Below are 22,706 nucleotides of genomic sequence, written 5' to 3' on the forward strand. Positions count from 1 at the left end.
CCTTATCATTTAATTTAGATATTTCTTTAAGTTAGCAATGGCCTTTCTGTGACTTTTACTTACAGCTTGTCTACTTATACAAAGTTCTTTTGATATTTCTTCATCAGAACAGTCATAGTAATACTTCTTCATTAACACATATTTTTGTTTTTTATTTATAACTTTTTTTAATATAAGTTCATCTAAAAATATTTTATCCTCAGTTTTGTTATAATCGCTTATAAATATATATAAATCGTTTTCTTGGTGAATTTCATTTTTGATTTTAGCTTTACTAAGCCTGTAATATTCTCTATAAAATGATGTCTTTATATAATTTACCAATGCACCTTCTGATAAATTTGTAATACTTTCTAATTTAATTGAATAAATTATTTTTATAAAAAATATAGTTAAATCAGTTTTAGCACAATCATATTCCAATTTATAAGACAAACTATTTAATATAGGCTCAAACTTAATTATTAATAATTCCATGCTATCTTTATTACCTTTTTTAGCTTTTTCTATAGAATTTACTATTGAACTCATTGCATAAATCCTCCTTAAAGTTCTTGATATAAAACAAAGAGGAATTATATTGAATTAAATGCAACTTATGGAATGTAATTGTCACAAATTATGACTATATGGGGTAGTGCTCACAAAACGCGGAAAATATACGTTAAGACAGTTATTACCAAAAGAGTCTTTTATCAAAATATTCTGACTTAGAATTAATACTAAATAGTTCTAACTCAAAAAAGTATATAACGTCAGTGTAAAGCACTGATATATATAGGGTTTAATCACTAAATGATAAAGCTTCCAGATAAGCTAACAACAGAAGTGAAATATAAGGATACTATAGAAAATATTAATGAGAATAAGGTGAATAAAGCTTTGATATACAATTCTACTGTTGCATTTTCTCTAATTGATAACCTTCAAGTAATAAATTACAACTTTACTGGCTCAGCATATAAAGTTTCGCATTCTGTTGTTGAAAAGTGGTATGGTCAAGATTTATCAGAATTATTAAAAAAAGAGGAATGGAAAAGTAAAGTACAGGATAAGCTTGAAGATAATAAATACGTTAATGATTGTGCAAAAACGGTATTGATAAAACAATAATATTTATACGGTTTTCTAAGTCAATGAACCATCTTTTAATGATGTTTCGCAAATTTCTTGATAAATACTAAATAAAATTGGTATTTTGATGTTACTAACTAGTATATTAATATTCTAGTATTGTTGCATAAAAGGGGTGTATTTTCTCAATTAGACACCTTTTATGCAGTGAAAATAGTGTATATTGGCATAGATAAATGAATCAATGAGGGTATAGGCTAGTTATAGAGTTTAGCAAAATGTCGTGAAATTATATATTTTCACGACATTTGTTTATTTATCTCACATTTACAATAGGTGTAGATCACCCATTTATTTTTATATTGCGATATTAACAAAACATATTTTTACTTTATATAAAATTTACGGTAAAATTAGTATAATCAGTAGAGATTATTTATATTGATTGAAGATATTACTAAATAAAAGGGGGGAAAAATGAAACAATATATAAAGGGATTATCAGTACCAATTTTATGGAAGCTTTATTTATTATATCGTGTGTCTTTTTACCAAAGGATTATTATATATATACCAATCTTTTATTCTATTTTGGGATTGTTTTGTTTTTTATACAAAAGGGATCTTTCAGCTTAAATGAATTAAAAACAAACATAGTTGCAGGAAAAAAGTTTTGGTTTAACATTAGTTTTGTTTTCAATATCCACTATAATCTTTCCACCTTTGGCGGAAGAATTGTTTTACCGAAAGGCGATCATAAATTTTCAAAGTAAGAAGATATTATTTATAACTACTATCATAAGCTTGATCTTATACGCATTGGAGTACTCACTTAGTTGGTATGGAATTTTGATGACAATGATATGGGCAATTCCTTTTAGTATTTCCTACATAAAAACAAAAAATATTTATATTCCAATGACGGCACATTTCATTGTGAATTTGATTAGAAATGGTAGTTCTATAATTATTACAGCCATTCATTTTTTACGTTAATACATAATCTTCATATGCCGTCTCAAGTAACCCTCTATCATTAGTCGTAATATTTTTAAATTAATATATTGTTCAAGTTTTAATCTACAATCTTAGTTATTTTATAAAAGAAAGAAGATGAATTTATATGTTTGGTTTTATTTTATTAATTTATGTAGCGCTTCATATGTTTACAAAACGTATAAAAATTTTTAATAAAGCTGCAAAGTATTTAAAGAAAGGAGAATTTAGTAAAGCAATTAGTATTTATACAGATTTTATTGATAATTCTAAAGAAATCAAAAAATCTATTTCATATATATTTAGGGGAGGAGCTTACTTAAAAAGAAAAAAGTACGAGTATGCCTTTCAAGATTTCATATCATCAGTTAAAATAGGAATACTTCCTACTTTAAATTTAGCATCTATTGCGTCAGCTTACAGTCACCTTAAACAATACGATAAAGCTTTCAAATATTTTTCTAAAATAGTTGAACTTAAACCTAAATCCAGTTTATCATATATTTATTTAGGTTCTTTTTATAGTAATATTAAAGAATATGATAAAGCTATCTTAAATTTTAATAAAGCATTAAAATTTAAGGGGTTACGTCTCATTTCAGATATACAAACTAGATTAGGAGATACATATATTAAAATAAAAGAATATGATAAAGCGGAGCAATGTTTATCTATAGCTCTTAAATCACATATTAAGAATGCTGCTGTTTACAGAACTTATGCATCACTTCAAAGAATATTAGGAAATGAAGAGCTATCAAAAGAATATGCTTTAAAGGCTATTGAATTAGATTGCTCTGAGGGACCTTCATATAAAGTATTATCAGAAATAAATCTCATGGAAGATAATTTCACCGATTTTTATGAAAATTTTGAGATATTTTTAAATAAAAAGGTCTCAGGTGTTGATTATGATGAGCTTGAAGATTCTATCTATGATAAAGTGAAAAATGATGAAAAGTTTAAATTATTAATAAAAAATTGTAATGAGCATATATTAACTTTTGAAGATTTAAATATCTATATAAATGATGATGAACTACTTTCTACTAAAACATATAAAAAGCAAAAAAAGATTTTTTTTACAAAAACGATATTATGCATTACGTTGCTTATTTTACTTTTGTGTATAGTATATAAAATTAGTGTTAGTTATGGGACATTAGTTATAAATCTCATTTATTTGTTTTTACTTCTGATATTGTGGCTATCTACGTATATAAGAATAATTATGTATGTTGGTATTGTATGTTTTGTAATAATTGGAGGAGCCTGTTTTTCTACAGTTCCTAGAGTTAAAATTCTAAACCCCCATAAAACAGCTACAGTTCCTAAAACAACTATAGTACATAAATTATCACCTATTGATGAGATATATAAACGTTATGGTATAGATAAAAACAAAGTTATATTTAATAATTCAAAATATAAAACTTCTCTGAGCTCAACTAATGTTAAAGTCAATGAATATATAAAAGTTCAAGTAAAAGGAATTAAACAAACAGCTAAGGTGAACGATGGACAAATATTAATGGTTCAAAAATATGCTAATAGTTTTAAAGCTGATTATTCTACAGGAGCATACTTTCTAACAATTCAAAATCTTAAAACAACGAATAATCAAATTAAAATTTATATATTTGTAGAACCAGAAGGCGATAGTAATGTATATGAATATGATTTTACACTAACATTAATACCTTAATAAGGATATAGTAATATTTATACGATGGTTGATAGTTTGAATGTAGGATGCATTTGTATAGATCTAACTTATAAATTCAAGAAGAATAAAACTATGGTGGTGATCAATTGGTAAATTCAAGAGAAATAAGAGAAATGAATGGACAATTTTTATTATTAACAATTTTAAAGAAAATAATATTACTGAAATGAAATCTTTCCGAAAAGCTGCAGTGATCTGTAGCATTGGTATGTCATTAGCTATGGCACTAGATATGATTACAAACAAGGAAGATAGAAAGCATGTTGTCGCTTATCTATTTATTATATTGACATGTTTTATTGTGTGGTTTATGACATCAATTGTTAGAAATATTATGATTATGATTGACCATCTATTATTTACAAACGGTAACATTATCTTGATGGGTGGTACCATTATCGTAAACGGAGAGGTTTTCAGATTGGATGTTCCTCTTAAAAAGGAACTAATGAAAAAGCGAATAAAAAGTGGTAATATTGAAATTGAGTATGCGGTTCCGGCTAGATATTCAGTACACAAATAAGAATAAGTAAGCAATGATGATACCAAAATGCTATATTTTAAACGTAATTCATACCTAAATGGTGGAGATGTAACAATCTCTTTAGCCTAAGGTGCGATTTGCAATCCTTTGCAGGATATTAGTGGAACAGCAATTACTACTTTTTATCTAGTTAAAGAAATCATGGCTAGTGTCCACTTTGATAAAATGCAAGCACTAAAAAGTCATGAAAAGTTGCTTATTTTAAAACGCAACAGATTGAATGGTTTAATAGAGCTTGTAAATAAAATATTAGAAGGAGAAAACGCAATGAGTTTTAAAGAATTTGATATGAGTGAATATTATAATGTACTAGAAGAGTTTAAAACTGAACACAAAGATATTATAATTAAATCTTATGGTAGTATGGGATAAATATGATGAATGTATTGAAAATCTAAGGAAGCTGAAATTGCTAAAATGGCTATAAAGCAATATGGAAGTATTGAAAAATATGTTAAAGCTATGAAGAAAAATTTTAATAGTAATACATTCACTATAGCAGAACAATATGATGAATTTAAAAAAGATTGCATGGAAGATAAGCATCCTAAATTAAAAGAACTATATAAAAAACTTGTATCTGACTTAAATAAAGAGCCTTCTTCAAAAGAAATTCAACAAATTGCTAAAGAAATAACGGATACTGCTAAAAAAGATTATGAACTTTTTAAAATGGATTATGGTGACGATTGCTGGTACTCTATGGTGCAAATTTATTTATTAATTCCTGATTGGATAAAAGCAGTTGATGATAAATATGGTAATGGGGCATCTAAATTTATTGGAGAAGCCCTAAAAAATTATTTATGAGATAATCAGCCTAAATTAAATATACTATATGAAAAGCTTACCTTTGATTTAAGTAAAGATCCTTATTCAAAGGAGATTCAAGAAATTGTTGAAGAAATAGCAAATGAGACCCAAAAACAGCATGAAGCTTTTAAATTAGATGAGGGAGAAAATTATTGGGGTTATACAGCAGGGCTTTATTTGTCAGATTCTATTTGGATAAAAGTAGCTGATAAGAAATATGGAAATAGTGCTTCTAAATTTATTGGAGAAGCCTTAAAATTTTATTCTGAAAATAATAAGTAATGAATTAAAAGCTATCAAAAGGGTATGATAATAGGCTAAATACACAATATGACATACTATTAAAAAGCACTTATAAAATAAAGTGCTTTTTTAGTCGTCGGGTAGCTAGGGACCCTCTCGGCTCCTTTTCCCCCTAAGGACCGTACTTTAATGGCCGAGATGATGATTGTAAATATTTGTGGTAACCATCGTACTTTATTAATTCTAAAAATAATAAAGGCAAATGCTATCATAATTGTAAAAATACTTTCACCCCTTATGATTAAGACCACACAAAATTATTTACACAGCAAACTCATGGAATATAAATACAATTAGAATTATTAATAACATTATTAATGCAAATAGACTTATTAATAACACACGGAATACTTTTCTTATATGATAAATCCGCCTTTGCTTTTTATATATTTTATAAGAAAGAAGTTTATCATCATCTATAAAATCATTTAAATCATTAAAAGTAATTATCTTTTCCATTCTTTTTTGTATTAATGATTTAAATTTGTCCTCATTTCTAACTTTATCATAAATAGAATCTTCAATTTCTTTGCAATCAAAATTTAAAGGCTTTTTATCTAAAAATATTTTGAAATTTTCATAAAACTCTATGTAGTTAAGTTATCCTCTATAAGATTTATTTCTGCTAATATTTTATACAAACGATATTCATGAGCGTTTTTATTTATACCTTTTAAGATATATTCTTTTGCTTGTGAAAAATCTCCCTCTATCCTAAGTAAATTAGCGTAACTTATACAAGCAGTGCAATTTCCAGGCTTTATTTCCAATGATTCCAACAGATTGCTACCTGCTTTATCATAATCTTTTAGTTTAATATATGTTGATCCTAAGTGAGCATATATAATGCTCTTGTTATGTCTATATTCAAGTGCTGTATCAAAACTTTCAATAGCTTTATCATACTGTTTCGTCCGATAATAAAACAACCCCAAAGATAAATGCGTCATACTAGACTTAGGCTTAAATTTAACTGCTTTTGAAAAGTATTTAAAGGCTATACTATATTTTTTAACTGCACAAAAAAAATCACCCATTAATACCATATTTATATCCGGTATTTGAACAACTCTAATAGAATCTGATAAATCGTGTAAAGCATCAATATATCTACCTATTTTCAAATAACAATTTCCTCTATAAACATATCCTTTAGCCCTTTTTACTTTACTATGACTGTCAATAATATTTGAATAAATGTCGATTGCTTTAATATTTTCACCTTTATCTAAAAAATTTGCTGCCTTCTTTAATTTATTTCCAAAGGTAACACGCATGTATATTTTTATAAAAATTTCAACTATTACTGCTATACAAATAAATAAAACAAACTTCATTTTTTATCACCTTTTATCACTTTCAATTAATTTTATGTTATAAATTTTCTATATTAAGTCCTTGGACTATAATAATAGTCTATTACATATGTAACAATTATTATAAATTAAAAAGATTATCTCAAAAGGTGATTAATATATCATCTTTTAAAACAACCTCATTCTTAGCTTTTACCCATTTTATATAGTTTTGTTATTGATAATATTGCTAGTATTATTAATAACATAACTGATACTATCTCTATATAATAAATACTTTTTTGCTTTTTATATCTTTTATAAGAAAGAAGTTTATCATCATCTATAAAACAATTTAGGTCATTAAAGAGAATTATATTTTCCATTTTTTTTTCTATTAATGATTTAAATTCGTCCTCAACTCTAACTTTATCATAAATAGAATCTTTAATATATTCGTAATCAAAATTAAAAAAATTTCTGTCTAAAAATGTTTTGAAATTTTTATAAAAATCTATGTAGTTATTCTCCATAAGATTTATTTCTGCCAATGTTTTATATAAACCATATTCATGAGTGTTTTGATTTATGGCTTTTAAAGCATAATCTTTTGCTAGTAAAGAATCTCGCTTCATCACGTATAGATTAGCATAACCTACACAAGCTGAATAATTTTCTGGCTCTATATCCCATGATTTAGATAGAGTTTCACTAGCTTTATCATACTCTTTTAGTTTAATATAGGTTAGTCCTAAACTAGCATATATTATTGTCTTGCTTCGCTTGTTGTTTTTACATTTTAGTGATGTATTAAAACTTTCAATAGCTTTATTATACTCTTTCGTGCGAAAATAAAATATCCCTAAAGCTAAATGCGGTCTACTAGACTTAGGCTTAAAGTTAACCGCTTTTGAATAGTATTTAAATGCTCTGTTATATTCGTTAACTTTACAAAACAACTCACCCATTAAACCCATATTTATCACAGGGAGTTGGACAATTCTAATTGATTCTAATAAATCGTGTAAAGCATCACTATATTTACCTAATTTTAAATAATGATTTCCTCTAGAAGCATATCCAATAGATCTGAATATTTTAATACGACCAACAATAATATTTGAAAAAGTATCAATTTCTATCTTGTCCTCATCTTTATCTAAAGAATATTTTGTCTTCTTAAATTTTTTTATAAAGTTAACACCTATGAGTACTATTATAAAAACTCCAACTACACAACTACATAATACAAAATTCATTTTTTATCACCCTTTATTAAATTTAAATACCATAATACATTGTATTATACACAATATATATAATTCTGTAAATTTTTCATATTAAGTATATAGAAAACAGTAATAATATGTTATATCTGCAAGAATACCTATAAATATAATTAACATTAACTATATTAAATGCTAAATATTCACTACTGGAGGAGCAAATAAAACGAAAAATAGTTCTAATTGAATATTTCCTATTTCCGAAAAATCAATTGCATTTAAAGATATATATAAGCGGCAAATGGGGATTTATTGATAAGACTGACAAGGATGTTATTAAACCTCAATTTCAAAGCATAAATTGATTTTATGAAAACTTGTTACTGAACTCAAGCTATAGAAGGGGTATTGCCAAAATTTCTCTGAATCACACCAACAGGAATAAAAAACAGCCTAAAGCTAACCAACCCAAAATGCATTGCGGCCTTTTGGGTTGGTGTACAATAAATGAAGGTTATGATTTTTTCAATTTTGATATCCAACATCCAAGCCAATATCCTATAACACTAAATAGTATACCTAGCGGTGACGTTATTAATAATAAACTTGCTCTATCTACCATTTTAAATATATATCTAAATCCGTATAATGGACCTCCGTACCATATATAAAATGGAGATGCTAATAACTTAGTTAATCGAATATTAACTAAAATCCAAATAACTATACAAGCAATGATACTGATACCCCAATATACAATGATAAACTTTTTAGATTTTTCTTCCTGAACTATTCCCCAAGTAGAAAATGAATGATTTTGAAAGCAATATAAATATAGTTATCTGTATTATATCCACCAGTTACAATGATTACAAGTAATCCTGTTGCCGTGAAAAATAATATGGTACATGAACAAAATATAAAATGTAATAGCTCTTAAAATTTGATAAGTATTTTCAAGTTAATGCCTCCAATGAAAATATTTTAGGATCCTGTAAATATTTTCATCCTTATCACAACACTTATTAATAATTTTTAACTTTCTATTTATCTTCATAAATTTAATGTAATTCAAAATGCCGTTACCATAAATATTCAAAATTAAAAATACTTTTTGGTCCAGCTGACATATAACCAAAATATCTGACCTTCGTATCATCTAATAATGTTAATTCAAGTTCAAACGCCATTGTAGCAAGTTTATGAGGTGTAAAGTTATCATTGGGTAGATAATCGTAGATAGTTTTTTTTGTACTGTCCAATAACCTACTAGTTTTTATATCATAAAAACCACTTGTTGTGATAGGGTTACCTGCTAACCCCCAATTAATAGAAATCTTTGTTTTTGAGATTTGCTCAATTAAGGTAGAATTTTCTCCCTTATAATGCAAATAAAACTTTCCCTGATAAGGGATTTTAATGTCACTAATTTAGGTAAAGACATTAAGAATTTAAAAGAAGATCATGAGAAGGTTATTAATGAATTGACTAAGGGGCAATAGCAGTTGAAAGATAAACATAATGCAGAGATACGAGAATATCAAAGTAAATATAAATCACGATTAGAAGAGCTGGAAAAGAAAAAGGCGACTCCAAGAGTTAAAAAAGATAATGCAGCGGAAAAAGTAGTTAAATAATATTAATAAGAAATGTAAGAATAGTTACTTTTAACAAATAACAAGAAAGATAGGTGAAGTATTATGAAATTAACTGGAACATTTTTACTTGAGTTAAAAGAAGTACCCAATTCTGTTTACTACGCTTTGAGGATTGAATTTTAATTTCATTCTAATAAATTAGAGGGTAGTACTTTTAATAGAGATGCATTAAATCAGTTGGCAGATAAAAATATAGTTTCTGGTATCCATACTTTAGATGATGTTATTGAAACTAGAAATTCTTTATATGTATTTGATTTTATAATTGAAACATTAGGTGAACCATTGTCTTTACAACTAATTAGAGAATATCATCAATCATTAAAAAAATGGTACTTGTGATGATAAAAAAGGGTTTTTACGTATCTTTAAAAAAATTCCTAATATGCTTAGTGGATTAGATGAAATAAAAGTTGCAGAACCACATGAAGTTGAACCTTTATTATTAGGACTTATTGATCTTTATAATACTAAAAAGGCCATAAGTATTAATTTACATGAAATATCTTACTTTCATAGTAATTTTGAAAAGATACATCCATTCCAAGATGGTAATGTCAGAATAGGTAGGTTTCTTTTACTTAAGCAATGTTTAGAAAATAATATCGATTTAATAGCTATTGATGAAAAATACAATAAAGAATATAGGGATGATCTATATGAATCTCAATTAAATGGAAATTATGATAAACTTATTGAAATTTTTAAAAAATGTCAAAATTATATAAAGTCTAAAGAAGATATTATTTTTTCAAGCAATGAATTATTAAAAAATTTAAAAAATAATATTAAAATACCCACCTGACTAAGGTGGTATTTCTTTTGGGTCAATATAATTATATATTATATTGAACATACTTATTATCATAAACTAAATGAATATATGTATTGTCTTATTATAAAATTTTTTTAAAAATTTATAAGTTTCAATTAAATCAGCATTAAAGTATTCATCACAGTATGCAAATATTGCGTTTTTAATCTCGCTGAGGATTACCGTATTTTTTACAAGTAAAGTAATCTAGTGCGATAGATAAATAAATTAAAAATACAGGCCATAAGCTATAAAGAGATTCCCCTGAAGTGATATCTAAAAAATCACCACCATATCCAAGATATTGAGAATGTTTATATGCCATATAATTTATTATAATACCTAATATAAATATTAATTTAGTATAGTGTTTTCTACTTTTATTAATTTTATTAAGACAATATAATGTATATATAAGAAGTAGGAAATGAATGATGGAGAAAGTAATATAAATATGCCTATTTATAGTAGACATATTAGGTTCAATGATTACAAGTAATCCTATCGCCGTGAAAAATAATATGTTACATGAACAAACTATAAATGTAATAGCTTTTAAAATCTGATTAAGTATTTTCAAGTTAACGCCTCCAATGATAATATTTTAGCAGTCTGTAAATGTTTTATCCTTATATCATATCACCTATTAATAATTTTTACATTAGGTTGTGATAGCAATAATAAAACTCCTTTCTAAGATTTCCTTAACACTATTATATACAACAAACAACAGTAGCAACTTACTGGTGTTTGTTGTAATGTTTATTAAAAATACTATAAAGTTGTTAATATATATCTAGAAAAAGCTAATATAGTTGCATCTATTACTGGGTCAGTTGGATTGTTTGCTTTACCTTTAAGTTTACCACCAGCAAAACCACCTATGTAGCCAAATCCTAGACTACCTGTCATTATATCAAAAATCTTATTATATAATTGATTTTCAGCAGTGATAAAAATATATTACCTCAGCGTAGTTTGGTAACGTTTAAAATACTCGCTATTACATTTATTGTATTTATATCTTGTTTTTGGTTTAATTAGTGGTAATATCCTATTTGTACAAAAATAAAATATCTTATTCACTATAACATGTACCAGTTATCTTTATCATTTTGTAGTTAGTTGAAATACTGGAAATTCATTAAAAACTAAATATAAAATCAATTATTCGAGGAGGAAAACTATGATGAAAGATGTATTAGTATCACCACAAACAAAAGATTTAAATGTAATAACAAATGTTGAAGGTATCAAATTTAAGCAAGCTAACAATGAGGGTTTATATTTAGGAGTGTTCGAAGACGTTAAAATTGCTATTTGCAAAGCAATATATGCACAAAAGGCGTTAACTATTTCTTATAATAAAGAAGATAGAGAACGGCTTATAAGAAGTAATCCAACGGAAACTGTTATATGCAATAGTATAGGTATGATAGCTGCCGGAAATTCTGTCGTGTTTAATGGACATCCAGGGGCAAAAAAATGTGTTGCGTTTGCTGTAGATATGATAAATAGAGCCATCAGCTTATGATGCCAATACTTCCAATTGTAAGAGTTAAAGATATTGATGAAGCTATAGAGTGTGCAAAAATAGCGGAACAAAACAAAAGACATAGTGCATATATATATTCAAAAAATATCGATAATTTAAATAGATTTGAAAAAGAAATAGATACAACTATTTTCGTAAAGAATGCTAAATCCTTTGCTGGAGTAGGTTTTGGTGCAGAAGGATTTACAACTTTCACTATTGCTGGACCTATTGGTGAAGGAATAACCTCTGCAAGAAATTTTACAAAACAAAGGAGATGTGTGCTTGCAAACTAACTTTTTAATGGAGCCAGTGTACTTTAACTGGAAGATTTAAAATCTATTTTTAAAGATAGACAGATTGTAAATCACGGAATAAGACTTCCAACTTTGGTTGCAAGTTATGTGCCAAAGGAAATATAGATTATGGATGTATAAAAATTTACATTTCAAAATATAGTACTTGTAAAAAAATGTGTTGATAATAATAAATAAGAAAAGAGAGTGACCATTTATGTTAGAAAGTGAAATATCTAACCAAATTACAACACCACTTACTGCTCCATCATTTCCTAGAGGTCCCTATAGATTTCATAACCGTGAATATCTTAATATAGTATACCGTACAAGTGCTGATGCCTTACTAAAAGTTGTACCGGAACCTTTATCTTTAGATTTAGATGAACCTTTAGTTAGATTTGAAATGATGTATATGCCGGATGTAAGTGGATTAGGTGCTTATACAGAATGTGGCCAGGTTATTCCTGTAAGTTTTAATGGTATAAAAGGTGACTATTTGCATATGATGTATTTAGATAATTATCCAGCTATTGCCGTTGGTAGAGAACTTAGTGCCTACCCTAAAAAACTTGGTTATCCAAAACTATTTGTTGATTCAGATACATTAGTTGGTACATTAGATTATGGAAAATTAAGAGTATTAACTGCTACGATGGGATATAAACACCAATCTTTAGATATAAATGAAGCACGCAATGAAATTTGCCGTCCTAATTTTATGCTAAAAATTGTACCTAATTATGATGGAACTCAAAGAATTTGCGAGCTCATATCTACACAAATTACGGAGATTACTATACATGAGGCATGGACTGGTACTGCAAGATTACAATTATTCGATCATGCTATGGCGCCATTTAATGACCTACCTGTAAAAGAAATAGTATCCTGTTCTCATCTTCTTACGAGCTTAACCCTTCCTACTCCTAAAGTTATATATGATTATCTAAAAAAATAGTTATGATAAATTACTGCATAAAAAAATATCACCAGCTGACAGGCGGTATTTTGTTCTTATGCTTTATGCTGTTTTTACGAATGTAAGGTTTTAATTAAAAGATTTTGAAATTAAATATTAATAATTCTGTGAAGAGAAGAGTAAATGTTATCTGAGTATCTAAAGCGAGTGGAGAAGAGTGGAAGCTCCATGAGAAAAGTAATATTGAAAGACATCTCTGAGAAGTTTATCTGAAATTTAAAGTAAGATAAATCGGATTCCTCCGTTACAGGGAGTTGAGATGGCGTAGTTTAATAAACTTTGTCAAAGTAGGATGGTACCGTGAAAAAAGCCTTCACTTCTATATATAAGAAGTTAAGGCTTTTATTTTTTGTTCAGAATAGGGGCCATTCTGAAAGGTTTATTACTATTTTAAGAAGTTTATTATGTTAATTAGGGTGGCACCACGAATTTCGTCCCTTGAGTTTTTTACTTAAGCGACTTTTTAATATAAATTTTAAAGGAGAGATTGTATATGAAAAGAGTTATGATAAATGAAATAGTAATTGAACAATTTGAAATGATTAATAATGTAAATGAAGAATTGCCGATAGAAATAAATAAAGGGACCTTAGATATTAACTTAGATATCATGTTAAATAATAGAGTTCTGAGTCTACGTCATGAAAAAATCAATTCAATATTTAAAATACAAAACCTAATTGTACAAGGTTTTAGAGAATTTCTGTCTAAGGAAGGTTTTACAGAAATTTTCTCACCTAAGATTGTAGCTGAAGGTGCCGAGGGAGGAACTCAGGTATTTGAATTAAAATATTTTGAAAAAAAGCATATTTAGCTCAAAGTCCTCAGTTTTATAAACAGATGATGGTAGGTGCTGGATTTGAAAGGTTTTTTGAGGTAGCTCATGTGTATAGGACAGAACAGCATAATGCTAGCAGACATCTTAATGAATATGTTAGCATGGACTGCGAGATGGGATTTATTGAAGATGAAAAAGATATTATGGATTTGGAAGAAAATTTAATAATATTTATAATAAACAAAGTATTTCAGGATGAGAAAAAATATTTAGAAATGTTGAATGTAGATTTACCTAAATTGAATATAAAAATTCATCGAATAGCCAATAACCCTTAATATTTATGTAATAGATTATATTAAGGGTTATTGGCTATTATTGTTTGTGCTATACATTTTAAAATTGACAGTTTCAACTCGAAAGGTATTCCATATAATATTTTTTATCTTGAATGCCTTTATTTTAGATTGTCATTCATTGATGAATAATGATATCAATGGATGACAATCTATATGTATTTTTTTATTTAAAAATATTATTCAAATAATATTTTTGGCCAATTGCATGTGCTAGTTTCTTTATTTTCTATCTTTGTTCCTTCACATTCCATCTTTAGTAATGTCATTTCTTTTATAAATTCCCTTATTGAAATTGCTATTAATACAACGCCTATAACTCCTACTATAATACCTGACTCCATATAATTATTTCATCTCCTAAAACAGCTCATAATTTTAACCTAAGTATAATTATACTATGATATATAGGGGCTTAGCAACTTCTCAAATGGGTGGTTAATACGTTTACTTAGCTAAAATCATTTAAAATAATATTGATTACTATTATAAACTGATGTCGTGAAATTCATTTCTGAATAATATGGTATCTTAAAGAATTATTTACTTTTTAATAATTTTCATGAAACTTCAACTATCAAAGTTTATTTACATATGTAAAGAATAATGTAAGTATATCAAAGTTATGATAAAATGGAGGTGTAGAGCATACACTACATAAAAATAAGTGATTTTCAAATTAAAGATAATAAGTTGGAATATTTAAAACCTAAAAATATATTTCTATAAAGAAGGTATGTACTAATGAATGAAAATAATGTTGTAATCGGTAAAAAATATAGACATTTTAAAGGCAATGAGTATTTGGTGCTTTATGTAGCAAAACACTCAGAAACGCGTGAAGATATGGTGGTTTATCAGGCCCTTTATGGAGAAAGAGGAATATGGGTTAGACCATTAAGTATGTTTTTAGAGAAAAAAGAAGTTGATGGTAAAATGATAAATAGATTTGAAAAGATTGATAACGAACTAGAATTAGTCGAAGAAATTCATCACAGTAGTTGAGGTTATTAAGGTTGAAATCCAAATTAGTGGCATAGATGTAAAAGGTAAACCACTTCAGAAATGAAGTGGTTTTTGTAAGGCTATTTTTGTCCATTCAAACATCTTCCTCATTTTATAGTGATTTAAAATTTTGTTCTTATTTAAAATTTAATTATTCCTATAGAATTGAAGAAAACAATTATAAGAAGAATTGGTGATATAAATTTAATAAATACATATATAATGTTTAACACAGAATCGTTATTTAAAGTTCCTTGATTTGATAGTTCTAGTTTAAAATCTTCCTTTTTAGTAAAGTATCCAACGTAAATCGCTATCAAAAGTCCACCTATTGGAAGTAATATATTTGAAGATAAGTAGTCAAAGGAATCGAAAAATCCTCTCTGTCCTATTATATGAATATTAGCGAGGGCGCTAGTGGGATGAGTCGATAATGTTGCGAGAATTCCAACCGCCATCATTATGCTTGTTGTAAATAACACAGATTTCGTTCTACTCATACCCTTTTCTTCTGTAAAATACGCAACTGGTACTTGAACCATAGATATCAGTGCGGTTGTAGCGGCTATTGCAGTTAAAAAGAAAAATGCGACTAATAATACACTGCCAAAAGGTATTTTTGAAAATACAAGTGGTAGCGTCATAAATAAAAGACCAGGACCTTCACTAGGTTTCAGACCAAAGGAGAATACGGCTGGGAATATTGCAATTCCTGCCAATATTGAAATTAATGAGTCAGATAAAGCAACCTTAACTGAAGTTGCTATCATATTATTATCAGGCGTAAAATAACTTCCATAGGTAATCATTGCTCCCATTCCGAGGGACAGTTTGAAAAAGGCTAGACCAAGGGCTGCTAATATAACAGGTCCAGTTAATTGCGAAAAATCCACATGAAATAAAAATTTTAATCCTTGTGATGCACCTGGAAGTGTTAATGCTCTTACAGCACATATAATAATTAGTATGAATAATACAGGCATAAGTGTTTTTGTTATTCTTTCAATTCCATTTTTAACTCCTGCAATTAAGATTATTGAAACTACGCTGAGAACTATAAACTGCCATACTATTGGAGACAGTGGTCCAATTAAGGTTGACATGAATTTTGCCGAGGCAGTACTAGAAGTAACCTTCCTAAAATCGCCCTTTATTGCTTTGAATACATAGGAATAAACCCATCCTGCAACGCAGCTATAAAAAAATGCAATTAGAAAGGCTGTAGCTGACCCCATAAATCCAATAGTTTTCCAGCCTTTAGCAGCATTTAATTTTTTAAAAGCTCCAACTGCATTTTTTCTTGATTTTCTTCCAATGTAAAATTCACATGCCATAATGGGAATACCAACTAATACAACACATAAAAGATATACTAAGAGAAAAGCTCCTCCACCGTTAGTCCCTATTAAATAAGGAAATTTCCATATGTTACCTAAACCTACGGCTGAACCTAATGTTGCAAAAAAGATTGCAAAGCCTGTAGAAAACATCTCTCTTTTATTTTTCTCTGCCACTGCATATCACTCCTCTTAATATCTAGTGTAGCATATGCTACACTAATTGATTTTATTTTTATTTAAACAATTATTTGTATTACAAATTAGAGCACTATTAAAATGATATCAAATTTACATAAGTGGTAAACTTAATTTGTATTATTGAAGTTATACTTACTTTAACACTTTAGCACGTACATTTTAATATATCAATAAAAAAGTATTATGACAGAACATTATTTTTATTATTTCTCTTGTTTTCGTATATATTCACATTCTTATGAAGTTGTACAAATAAAGTAAATAAAGATAGAACCAAAATATAAAAAGTAAAACAATATGATTTTACTTGTTTATATAGTTAGTATATGTTTAAGAGTAGTGAAAATATGATAATTTTTAAGGGAATACAAATGCCTTACCTTAATTCACATATAGTAATGCTTTTAAAAAAACACTAAATTTTTTTAGAATAAAAACAAATAATTATAAAATTTAATAGAGAATATAAATCATAACTGTTTTTTACAAAACACATAATTTTCACATAAATAATTTAAAATGTTTTGAGAATTCTATGATAGAATATAATCTAATGAATATATATGGGATGCAATTAATTGAATTATTTTTATAAACTATAGAATTTAGTATACAATAAGTCGGGGGTGATACGTTTGTCAAAGAAAGTATATCTTGTTGAAGATGAAATAAGTTTAAATCTTTTGCTGGAAAAATATCTACAACGTGAGGGTTATGCCGTAACTACTTTTTCAAATGGTAATTCTGCAATAGAAAAAATTGAAGATTCACCAGATCTTTGGATACTAGACATAATGCTTCCAGATATTGATGGTTATCAAATTATTAAAGCTATCAAATCTTACAATAAAAATACACCTGTCATTTTTATGTCTGCAAGAAATGAAGAGCTTGATCGCGTGGTGGGACTAGAGCTAGGCAGCGATGATTATTTATCAAAACCATTTTTACCTAGAGAGCTTATTATTAGAACTAATAAACTTTTAGAAAGAATTTATGGAATATCTAAAGAGGATGCCACTCAAATAAGTGATGACTTAAATATGGGAGGATATTGCATTAGCAAGAAACAAAGAACGGTTTTTATAGGAACTGTAGAGGTTATTTTAACTAAAAAAGAATTTGAACTGCTCTATTATTTTATTGAAAACAAAAACAATTTAGTGTCTAGAGAACAAATACTAGATACTGTATGGGGAGATGATTACTTCGGTTCAGATAGAGTAGTTGACGACGTTATAAGAAGACTAAGAAAAAAGATAGATAAATTCACCATAGAAACTGTATATGGGTATGGCTATAAACTAGTGTACAAATCATGAGGAAACTTAAAGTTAAGTTCAAATCACTAACCATGAGAATATGGACAACATTTACAATCATAATACTTATAATAATTTCTAGCATTTCGTTTTTTTATCTCGTTGCTTTTAAAACCATAAATGAGAATGCTAGAATTCATGACCTAAAAGTATCTCATGATTATTTAATAAATACTAAAAATTTTACTCAGCCTAATAGATTTGAAGAGATGAAAAATCTATTAGGTAGCGATTATTATATTGTTAATGTGCATGAAAATAATAACGCTGAAATTATAAATATAAATAAAGGGCGAGGTTTGCCACCAGGTGATCCTAAAGATCTTAGCGTACCTTTTAGTGTAAATGATAAAAATATTAAACTGTGGATGTCAAGCTTTATTACACCAGGCACTCTTAATCAAAAAGAATTTAAAAAATCATACAATAACACAAAATTTATTTTCATAATAAGTTCAATCCAATATGGAAGGTCTGGAAAGTCATATTTAATAACCTACATGCCTGAAATCGAAGATAATAGGTTGCTTTATATGGTGATTTGGGTAGGAATAATATTTATAGCTATTGGTTTTTTAACTTCTAAATTAGTTGCATATTATATTTCAAAACCACTTAAAGAACTTGAAAATTGTACGGTTAGAATAGCACATAAAGATTGGAGTAATCCTATCAATGTTAAAACTGAAGATGAGATTGGAAGACTCGCAAACTCAATGAATATGATGCAAAAAGAATTAAAACGTACTGATGAAGAGGAAAAAATGTTCTTGCAGAGTATATCTCACGATTTAAAAACACCAGTTATGGTAATTATGAGTCATGCTGAGGCTATTATTGACGGTGTTTATGTGGAATCAGTTGAGAAAAATGCTGAAATCATAAGAGATGAAGCTTTGAGCCTAGAAAAAAAAGTTAAACAAATATTATATTTAAATACCCTTAATTATGTTTTAGAGAATAACATTGAGAGTATAGATATTAATTTACATCGCTTACTTATCCATATTATAAAGAGATTCGAATTAATTAATAATAATATTAAGTGGGATTTAAACATTGAGGAAGCTATTATATATGGAAACGTGGATAAAATACAGGTTTCTATTGAAAACATATTAGATAATTCCATTAGATACACTAAGAGTAAAATATGCGTAAGCTTAAAAAAAGAAGGTGCTTTTGCAGTAATCAGCATATATAACGATGGGCCTAATATTCCTGGTGAACATTTGTCTCATATTTTTGATAATTTCTATAAAGATAAGACTGGGAAATTTGGTCTGGGCCTTGCTATTTGCAAGAAAATTATAAATTATTACAATGGTGAAATAGAGGTTACAAATAGGGATATTGGTGTTAGTTTTTCAATTAAATTTCGTCTATAAATAAAAGCAATCAACAGAAATGTTGATTGCTTTTTGTGATTTGCACCCAATCACATAAAGCTCACACAATTATTTGATACTGCTACTACAATTAATGAGTATAATCTTATATATCGAGATATTCGTACTATACGTTTCAAATAATAGTAAATTTATATTCAAATAAAATGGGGGTGAAAAAATATCAAAACATTAAATAACTTTATAAATTATATTTTAAATGGAAAGCTCAAGCATATATCTAGGTTTTCACTAGTAGGGATAGCAAATACTTTAATAGATTTTTTAATATTTACACTGTTTCATGGATTAATTGGCCTAAATTACATTGCAAGCCAGATAATTGGGTATAGCTTTGGAGTTGCTAACAGTTTTGTGCTTAATAAAAAATGGACTTTTTCTACAACTAATTCCAATAAAAAAACTAGTCATGAACTTTTTCAATTTATTGTAGTTAACTTAATTTCGCTTATTATAACCCTTTTAACAATGAATTTTTTAGTAAAGAGCTTAAGTATTAACATATATATATCTAAAATAATTGTCACCTTTGTGGCTCAAATAACAAATTTTCTGTTTTATAAGCTATGGGTATTTAATAAAGTAGCCAGCAGAAATATATAATCTCAAATCAATTATGAGCATGCCTGTTATTATGGCTAATACTTATTCTAAAAAAGGAGCAAATTAAAATGAATAAATTAAAACTTTCAAAAGAAAAACTGTTATTATCATTAATATTATTATTGTCTGGAATATTAAATTTTACTAACTTAAGCATAGAGGGATATTCAAATCTGTATTATGCTGCTGGTGTAAAAAGTATGACTATGAACTGGAAAAATTTCTTCTTCGTATCTTTTGACCCAACTAGTTTTGTAAGTATTGACAAACCGCCTCTAGGTTTTTGGATTCAAGCAATCTCTGCTAAAATTTTTGGATTTAGTGGATGGAGCATTCTTCTTCCACAGGCTCTTGCAGGAGTAATCTCCATTTTAATAATATATATTATTGTTAAAAGATCCTTTGGAACTACAGCTGGTCTTCTTTCAGCATTATTTCTTGCAGTAACCCCAGTGTTCGTTGCATTGAGCAGAAATAATACTTGCGATAACTTGCTTGTTTTAACTCTACTACTCGCATGTTGGGCTATTTCTAAAGCAGCTGAGAAAGGCAAACTTAAATATCTACTTTTAAGTTTAGCTATTGTGGGTATTGGTTTTAATATAAAAATGCTTCAAGCTTATATGGTGATTCCAGCTATATATATAACATATCTTTTATCAAGTGCAGTTTCATTTAAAAAGAGGATAATTCATCTTATTTCAGGAACGATGGTTCTACTTGTTTTTTCATTCTCTTGGGCTATTATAGTAGATTTAATACCTACTGCAAACAGACCTTATGTGGGAAGTAGCACAAATAATTCAGAATTAGAACTGATAATTGGACATAATGGACTCGAAAGGCTTGGAATTGGAAGTAGTACCACCGATGGTATGGGTGGTGGTAAAACCCAAGGTGGAACTCCTCCAACTGGTAATGATGCAGTCACAGATGCTTCAAAAAACACTACCAATGATAAAAACGCTGAAAAAGGAATGCAAGGAGGTACTCCTCCTACAGATAATGGACTAGGTGGCACTCCCCCTACGGATAATGGACAAGGTGGCACCCCTCCTACAGAAGGTAGTCAACGTGGCACGATGCCAACGGGTGATGTCGGTCAAAGCGGTCAGTCTCAAAGAGGAAATGCTGGCGGCGGTAGCATGGGTGGCAGTGAACAATCTAGCATTACACGATTGTTTTCTAACAATAGTATGTCTGATCAAATAATTTGGCTATTCCCTATTGCTGTTTTCGGCTTTATAGCAGCTGCAATAAAAGAAAAACTTAAACCTGCTTTTGATAACAAGAAAAAATTAGCTTTAATTTTATGGTCAATGTGGTTACTACCCGAATTTATATATTTCAGCTTCACAACAGGTTTATTTCATCCTTATTATTTAACAATGCTTGCTCCACCAATCGCAGCACTCGCCGGAATCGGAATTGTGTCTATGTGGGAACTTCATAAAGAGGCTGGATTGAAATCTTGGATTTTACCATTAGCACTTGTTGTAGATGGATTAGTTCAGTTACTAATTTTATCTTATTTTTACAATAACTCAAGTATCACTAAGATTTTAATGATTTCGATGTCTGTTTTATGTTTTGTTTCGTCGATTATACTTGTTATTCTTAAACTGATAAAAAACGAAAATATAAAGTTAAAAAAGCTATTAGTAGCTACTGCTATAACAGGGCTTTTAATAACACCTACAATTTGGTCTGGAACTACTATATTTAACACTATGTCTGGAACATTCCCATCTGCAGGACTTAGTTTAATCTCTAGTTCTCAAAAGGGAGATTCAAAAATGAATGTTTCTAATAATACTAGTAGTTCAAAATTAATAGAATTCCTTATAAGTCATAAAACAACTGAAAAATATATCCTAGTTACATCATCTACCAATGGTAATGCAACAGATATAATACTTAAAACTGGTGAATCTGTAATGACAGGGGGCTTTTTCGGAACTGATAAAGCAATAACACTCGCTCAGTTTAAATCCCTAGTGAGTAAAGGAGAAGTTAGGTACGTAATGATAGGAGGCCAAGGTGGCGGCTCAAGTAACGAAATCATGACCTGGGCTAAAAAGGCCGGTAAAATCGTTAAAGAGAGTGAATGGAAAGATCCTACAAATTTAAAAAATCAGCAACCTGGTGGTGGAAGTTCCGAAGAGTTATATGATTTAAAAGCTGCTGATACTACAAAATAATAAACTTATGTTTAGGATAACGCCATAAACCAAAAAAATATTTTCTAGTTTTAATCCACCATTTACTATGCAGTAAAACTGTATAGTAAATGGTGGTTTTTATTCTTATACACTCCAACAGTAACTGGCTGCTTTTCTTAGGTAGCCTTTTTATATAACTTATCACATAAAGTTCACATATTAATTTGATACTGCTGATACAATTTGCCCTTATAATTTTAATTATGGAGAAA

At 28.1% G+C, this 22,706-nt stretch carries 23 protein-coding genes, 3 pseudogenes and 1 other annotated feature; of the genes and pseudogenes, 17 read left to right on the top strand and 9 right to left on the bottom strand.

From position 1 onward, the window contains the following. Positions 1-9 precede the first annotated feature (9 nt). Positions 10-531, bottom strand: a complete 522-nt coding sequence (locus ACWJJ7_RS01990; protein WP_462963703.1) for a sigma-70 RNA polymerase sigma factor region 4 domain-containing protein — start codon at positions 529-531, stop codon at positions 10-12. A gap of 264 nt (positions 532-795) precedes the next feature. Between ACWJJ7_RS01990 and ACWJJ7_RS01995 the strand changes: the two genes are divergently transcribed. The 5 genes and pseudogenes from ACWJJ7_RS01995 to ACWJJ7_RS02015 form a co-directional block, all read left to right on the top strand. Continuing rightward, positions 796-1,113 (top strand): DUF4825 domain-containing protein, encoded by a 318-nt coding sequence (locus ACWJJ7_RS01995; protein WP_462963704.1) that lies wholly within the window; start codon positions 796-798, stop codon positions 1,111-1,113. A 651-nt stretch (positions 1,114-1,764) separates the two neighbouring features. Continuing rightward, complete coding sequence (locus ACWJJ7_RS02000) at positions 1,765-2,070, top strand: lysostaphin resistance A-like protein (protein ID WP_462964916.1); 306 nt, start codon at positions 1,765-1,767, stop codon at positions 2,068-2,070. A 166-nt stretch (positions 2,071-2,236) separates the two neighbouring features. Further along, positions 2,237-3,775 carry a tetratricopeptide repeat protein gene (locus ACWJJ7_RS02005; RefSeq protein WP_462963705.1) on the top strand — a complete coding sequence of 513 codons (1,539 nt, stop codon included), beginning with the start codon at positions 2,237-2,239 and terminating at the stop codon, positions 3,773-3,775. A 187-nt stretch (positions 3,776-3,962) separates the two neighbouring features. Next, the gene (locus tag ACWJJ7_RS02010) at positions 3,963-4,319 is read left to right on the top strand and encodes a hypothetical protein (RefSeq protein WP_462963706.1); all 357 of its coding nucleotides are present in this window, start codon (positions 3,963-3,965) and stop codon (positions 4,317-4,319) included. Positions 4,320-4,469: 150 nt separating this feature from the next. Next, positions 4,470-5,435, top strand: a pseudogene (locus tag ACWJJ7_RS02015) (TipAS antibiotic-recognition domain-containing protein); the annotation flags it as partial. Between the two features lie 282 nt (positions 5,436-5,717). Here the strand turns inward: ACWJJ7_RS02015 and ACWJJ7_RS02020 are convergent. The 4 genes from ACWJJ7_RS02020 to ACWJJ7_RS02035 form a co-directional block, all read right to left on the bottom strand. After that, entirely contained in the window at positions 5,718-5,915 is a 198-nt protein-coding gene (locus ACWJJ7_RS02020) for a hypothetical protein (protein WP_462963707.1), read from the bottom strand. Positions 5,916-6,043: 128 nt separating this feature from the next. Next, positions 6,044-6,793 carry a tetratricopeptide repeat protein gene (locus ACWJJ7_RS02025; RefSeq protein ID WP_462963708.1) on the bottom strand — a complete coding sequence of 250 codons (750 nt, stop codon included), beginning with the start codon at positions 6,791-6,793 and terminating at the stop codon, positions 6,044-6,046. Positions 6,794-6,957: 164 nt separating this feature from the next. Next, entirely contained in the window at positions 6,958-8,010 is a 1,053-nt protein-coding gene (locus tag ACWJJ7_RS02030) for a tetratricopeptide repeat protein (RefSeq protein ID WP_462963709.1), read from the bottom strand. A gap of 1,049 nt (positions 8,011-9,059) precedes the next feature. After that, positions 9,060-9,368, bottom strand: coding sequence for a hypothetical protein (locus tag ACWJJ7_RS02035; RefSeq protein WP_462963710.1), 309 nt, complete (start codon positions 9,366-9,368; stop codon positions 9,060-9,062). A gap of 114 nt (positions 9,369-9,482) precedes the next feature. Between ACWJJ7_RS02035 and ACWJJ7_RS02040 the strand changes: the two genes are divergently transcribed. The 3 genes from ACWJJ7_RS02040 (at position 9,483) to ACWJJ7_RS02050 (ending at position 10,440) form a co-directional block, all read left to right on the top strand. Next, positions 9,483-9,614 carry a hypothetical protein gene (locus ACWJJ7_RS02040; protein WP_462963711.1) on the top strand — a complete coding sequence of 44 codons (132 nt, stop codon included), beginning with the start codon at positions 9,483-9,485 and terminating at the stop codon, positions 9,612-9,614. A 198-nt stretch (positions 9,615-9,812) separates the two neighbouring features. Further along, positions 9,813-9,977, top strand: a complete 165-nt coding sequence (locus tag ACWJJ7_RS02045) for a hypothetical protein (protein WP_462963712.1) — start codon at positions 9,813-9,815, stop codon at positions 9,975-9,977. A gap of 43 nt (positions 9,978-10,020) precedes the next feature. Beyond that, positions 10,021-10,440, top strand: a complete 420-nt coding sequence (locus tag ACWJJ7_RS02050; RefSeq protein WP_462963713.1) for a Fic family protein — start codon at positions 10,021-10,023, stop codon at positions 10,438-10,440. Between the two features lie 172 nt (positions 10,441-10,612). Here the strand turns inward: ACWJJ7_RS02050 and ACWJJ7_RS02055 are convergent, their stop codons facing one another. Together ACWJJ7_RS02055 and ACWJJ7_RS02060 are read right to left on the bottom strand one after the other, a co-directional pair. Next, positions 10,613-11,029 carry a hypothetical protein gene (locus ACWJJ7_RS02055; protein ID WP_462963714.1) on the bottom strand — a complete coding sequence of 139 codons (417 nt, stop codon included), beginning with the start codon at positions 11,027-11,029 and terminating at the stop codon, positions 10,613-10,615. Positions 11,030-11,223: 194 nt separating this feature from the next. Further along, the gene (locus ACWJJ7_RS02060; protein WP_462963715.1) at positions 11,224-11,361 is read right to left on the bottom strand and encodes a hypothetical protein; all 138 of its coding nucleotides are present in this window, start codon (positions 11,359-11,361) and stop codon (positions 11,224-11,226) included. A gap of 274 nt (positions 11,362-11,635) precedes the next feature. Between ACWJJ7_RS02060 and ACWJJ7_RS02065 the strand changes: the two genes are divergently transcribed. The 4 genes and pseudogenes from ACWJJ7_RS02065 to ACWJJ7_RS02080 all read left to right on the top strand — a co-directional run. Further along, positions 11,636-11,983 carry a hypothetical protein gene (locus ACWJJ7_RS02065; protein WP_462963716.1) on the top strand — a complete coding sequence of 116 codons (348 nt, stop codon included), beginning with the start codon at positions 11,636-11,638 and terminating at the stop codon, positions 11,981-11,983. Continuing rightward, positions 11,974-12,279: pseudogene (locus ACWJJ7_RS02070) on the top strand (aldehyde dehydrogenase EutE); the annotation flags it as partial. The gene ACWJJ7_RS02065 and the pseudogene ACWJJ7_RS02070, both read left to right, overlap by 10 nt. 217 nt (positions 12,280-12,496) lie before the next feature. Next, positions 12,497-13,240, top strand: a complete 744-nt coding sequence (adc, locus tag ACWJJ7_RS02075; RefSeq protein ID WP_462963248.1) for an acetoacetate decarboxylase — start codon at positions 12,497-12,499, stop codon at positions 13,238-13,240. Positions 13,241-13,359: 119 nt separating this feature from the next. Continuing rightward, positions 13,360-13,585, top strand: a binding site (T-box leader). A 190-nt stretch (positions 13,586-13,775) separates the two neighbouring features. Then, positions 13,776-14,362 (top strand): annotated as a pseudogene (locus tag ACWJJ7_RS02080) (amino acid--tRNA ligase-related protein); the annotation flags it as partial. Between the two features lie 212 nt (positions 14,363-14,574). Here the strand turns inward: ACWJJ7_RS02080 and ACWJJ7_RS02085 are convergent. After that, a complete protein-coding gene (locus ACWJJ7_RS02085) occupies positions 14,575-14,739 on the bottom strand; it encodes a hypothetical protein (protein WP_462963717.1) in 165 nt (54 codons plus the stop codon). A gap of 400 nt (positions 14,740-15,139) precedes the next feature. Here ACWJJ7_RS02085 and ACWJJ7_RS02090 point away from each other — a divergent pair, with 400 nt between their 5' ends. After that, positions 15,140-15,400 carry a DUF1653 domain-containing protein gene (locus ACWJJ7_RS02090; RefSeq protein ID WP_462963718.1) on the top strand — a complete coding sequence of 87 codons (261 nt, stop codon included), beginning with the start codon at positions 15,140-15,142 and terminating at the stop codon, positions 15,398-15,400. 140 nt (positions 15,401-15,540) lie between these two features. Here ACWJJ7_RS02090 and ACWJJ7_RS02095 read toward each other — a convergent pair whose 3' ends face one another. After that, the gene (locus tag ACWJJ7_RS02095; RefSeq protein WP_462964917.1) at positions 15,541-16,890 is read right to left on the bottom strand and encodes a sodium-dependent transporter; all 1,350 of its coding nucleotides are present in this window, start codon (positions 16,888-16,890) and stop codon (positions 15,541-15,543) included. Between the two features lie 683 nt (positions 16,891-17,573). On the opposite strand from ACWJJ7_RS02095, the gene ACWJJ7_RS02100 reads away from it, so the two are divergent. The 4 genes from ACWJJ7_RS02100 to ACWJJ7_RS02115 all read left to right on the top strand — a co-directional run bounded on the left by ACWJJ7_RS02100 (position 17,574) and on the right by ACWJJ7_RS02115 (position 22,473). Further along, a complete protein-coding gene (locus tag ACWJJ7_RS02100; protein ID WP_462963719.1) occupies positions 17,574-18,260 on the top strand; it encodes a response regulator transcription factor in 687 nt (228 codons plus the stop codon). Next, the gene (locus ACWJJ7_RS02105) at positions 18,254-19,648 is read left to right on the top strand and encodes a HAMP domain-containing sensor histidine kinase (RefSeq protein ID WP_462964918.1); all 1,395 of its coding nucleotides are present in this window, start codon (positions 18,254-18,256) and stop codon (positions 19,646-19,648) included. Before ACWJJ7_RS02100 ends, ACWJJ7_RS02105 begins: the two co-directional genes overlap by 7 nt. 183 nt (positions 19,649-19,831) lie before the next feature. Then, the gene (locus ACWJJ7_RS02110) at positions 19,832-20,272 is read left to right on the top strand and encodes a GtrA family protein (protein WP_462964919.1); all 441 of its coding nucleotides are present in this window, start codon (positions 19,832-19,834) and stop codon (positions 20,270-20,272) included. Between the two features lie 68 nt (positions 20,273-20,340). After that, positions 20,341-22,473 (top strand): glycosyltransferase family 39 protein, encoded by a 2,133-nt coding sequence (locus ACWJJ7_RS02115; protein ID WP_462963720.1) that lies wholly within the window; start codon positions 20,341-20,343, stop codon positions 22,471-22,473. Positions 22,474-22,706: the final 233 nt, after the last annotated feature.

This window comes from Clostridium sp. CM042, from assembly GCF_055080995.1.

Excerpts from the sequence above, each read along its gene's own strand:
- ACWJJ7_RS01990 (WP_462963703.1), bottom strand. The coding sequence starts at position 531 with ATGAGTTCAATAGTAAATTCTATAGAAAAAGCTAAAAAAGGTAATAAA.
- ACWJJ7_RS02090 (WP_462963718.1), top strand. The coding sequence starts at position 15,140 with ATGAATGAAAATAATGTTGTAATCGGTAAAAAATATAGACATTTTAAA.
- ACWJJ7_RS02010 (WP_462963706.1), top strand. The coding sequence starts at position 3,963 with ATGAAATCTTTCCGAAAAGCTGCAGTGATCTGTAGCATTGGTATGTCA.
- adc (WP_462963248.1), top strand. The coding sequence starts at position 12,497 with ATGTTAGAAAGTGAAATATCTAACCAAATTACAACACCACTTACTGCT.
- ACWJJ7_RS02065 (WP_462963716.1), top strand. The coding sequence starts at position 11,636 with ATGATGAAAGATGTATTAGTATCACCACAAACAAAAGATTTAAATGTA.
- ACWJJ7_RS02030 (WP_462963709.1), bottom strand. The coding sequence starts at position 8,010 with ATGAATTTTGTATTATGTAGTTGTGTAGTTGGAGTTTTTATAATAGTA.
- ACWJJ7_RS02115 (WP_462963720.1), top strand. The coding sequence starts at position 20,341 with ATGAATAAATTAAAACTTTCAAAAGAAAAACTGTTATTATCATTAATA.
- ACWJJ7_RS02095 (WP_462964917.1), bottom strand. The coding sequence starts at position 16,890 with ATGTTTTCTACAGGCTTTGCAATCTTTTTTGCAACATTAGGTTCAGCC.
- ACWJJ7_RS02005 (WP_462963705.1), top strand. The coding sequence starts at position 2,237 with ATGTTTACAAAACGTATAAAAATTTTTAATAAAGCTGCAAAGTATTTA.
- ACWJJ7_RS02060 (WP_462963715.1), bottom strand. The coding sequence starts at position 11,361 with ATGACAGGTAGTCTAGGATTTGGCTACATAGGTGGTTTTGCTGGTGGT.
- ACWJJ7_RS02020 (WP_462963707.1), bottom strand. The coding sequence starts at position 5,915 with ATGGAAAAGATAATTACTTTTAATGATTTAAATGATTTTATAGATGAT.
- ACWJJ7_RS01995 (WP_462963704.1), top strand. The coding sequence starts at position 796 with ATGATAAAGCTTCCAGATAAGCTAACAACAGAAGTGAAATATAAGGAT.
- ACWJJ7_RS02050 (WP_462963713.1), top strand. The coding sequence starts at position 10,021 with ATGCTTAGTGGATTAGATGAAATAAAAGTTGCAGAACCACATGAAGTT.
- ACWJJ7_RS02085 (WP_462963717.1), bottom strand. The coding sequence starts at position 14,739 with ATGGAGTCAGGTATTATAGTAGGAGTTATAGGCGTTGTATTAATAGCA.
- ACWJJ7_RS02025 (WP_462963708.1), bottom strand. The coding sequence starts at position 6,793 with ATGAAGTTTGTTTTATTTATTTGTATAGCAGTAATAGTTGAAATTTTT.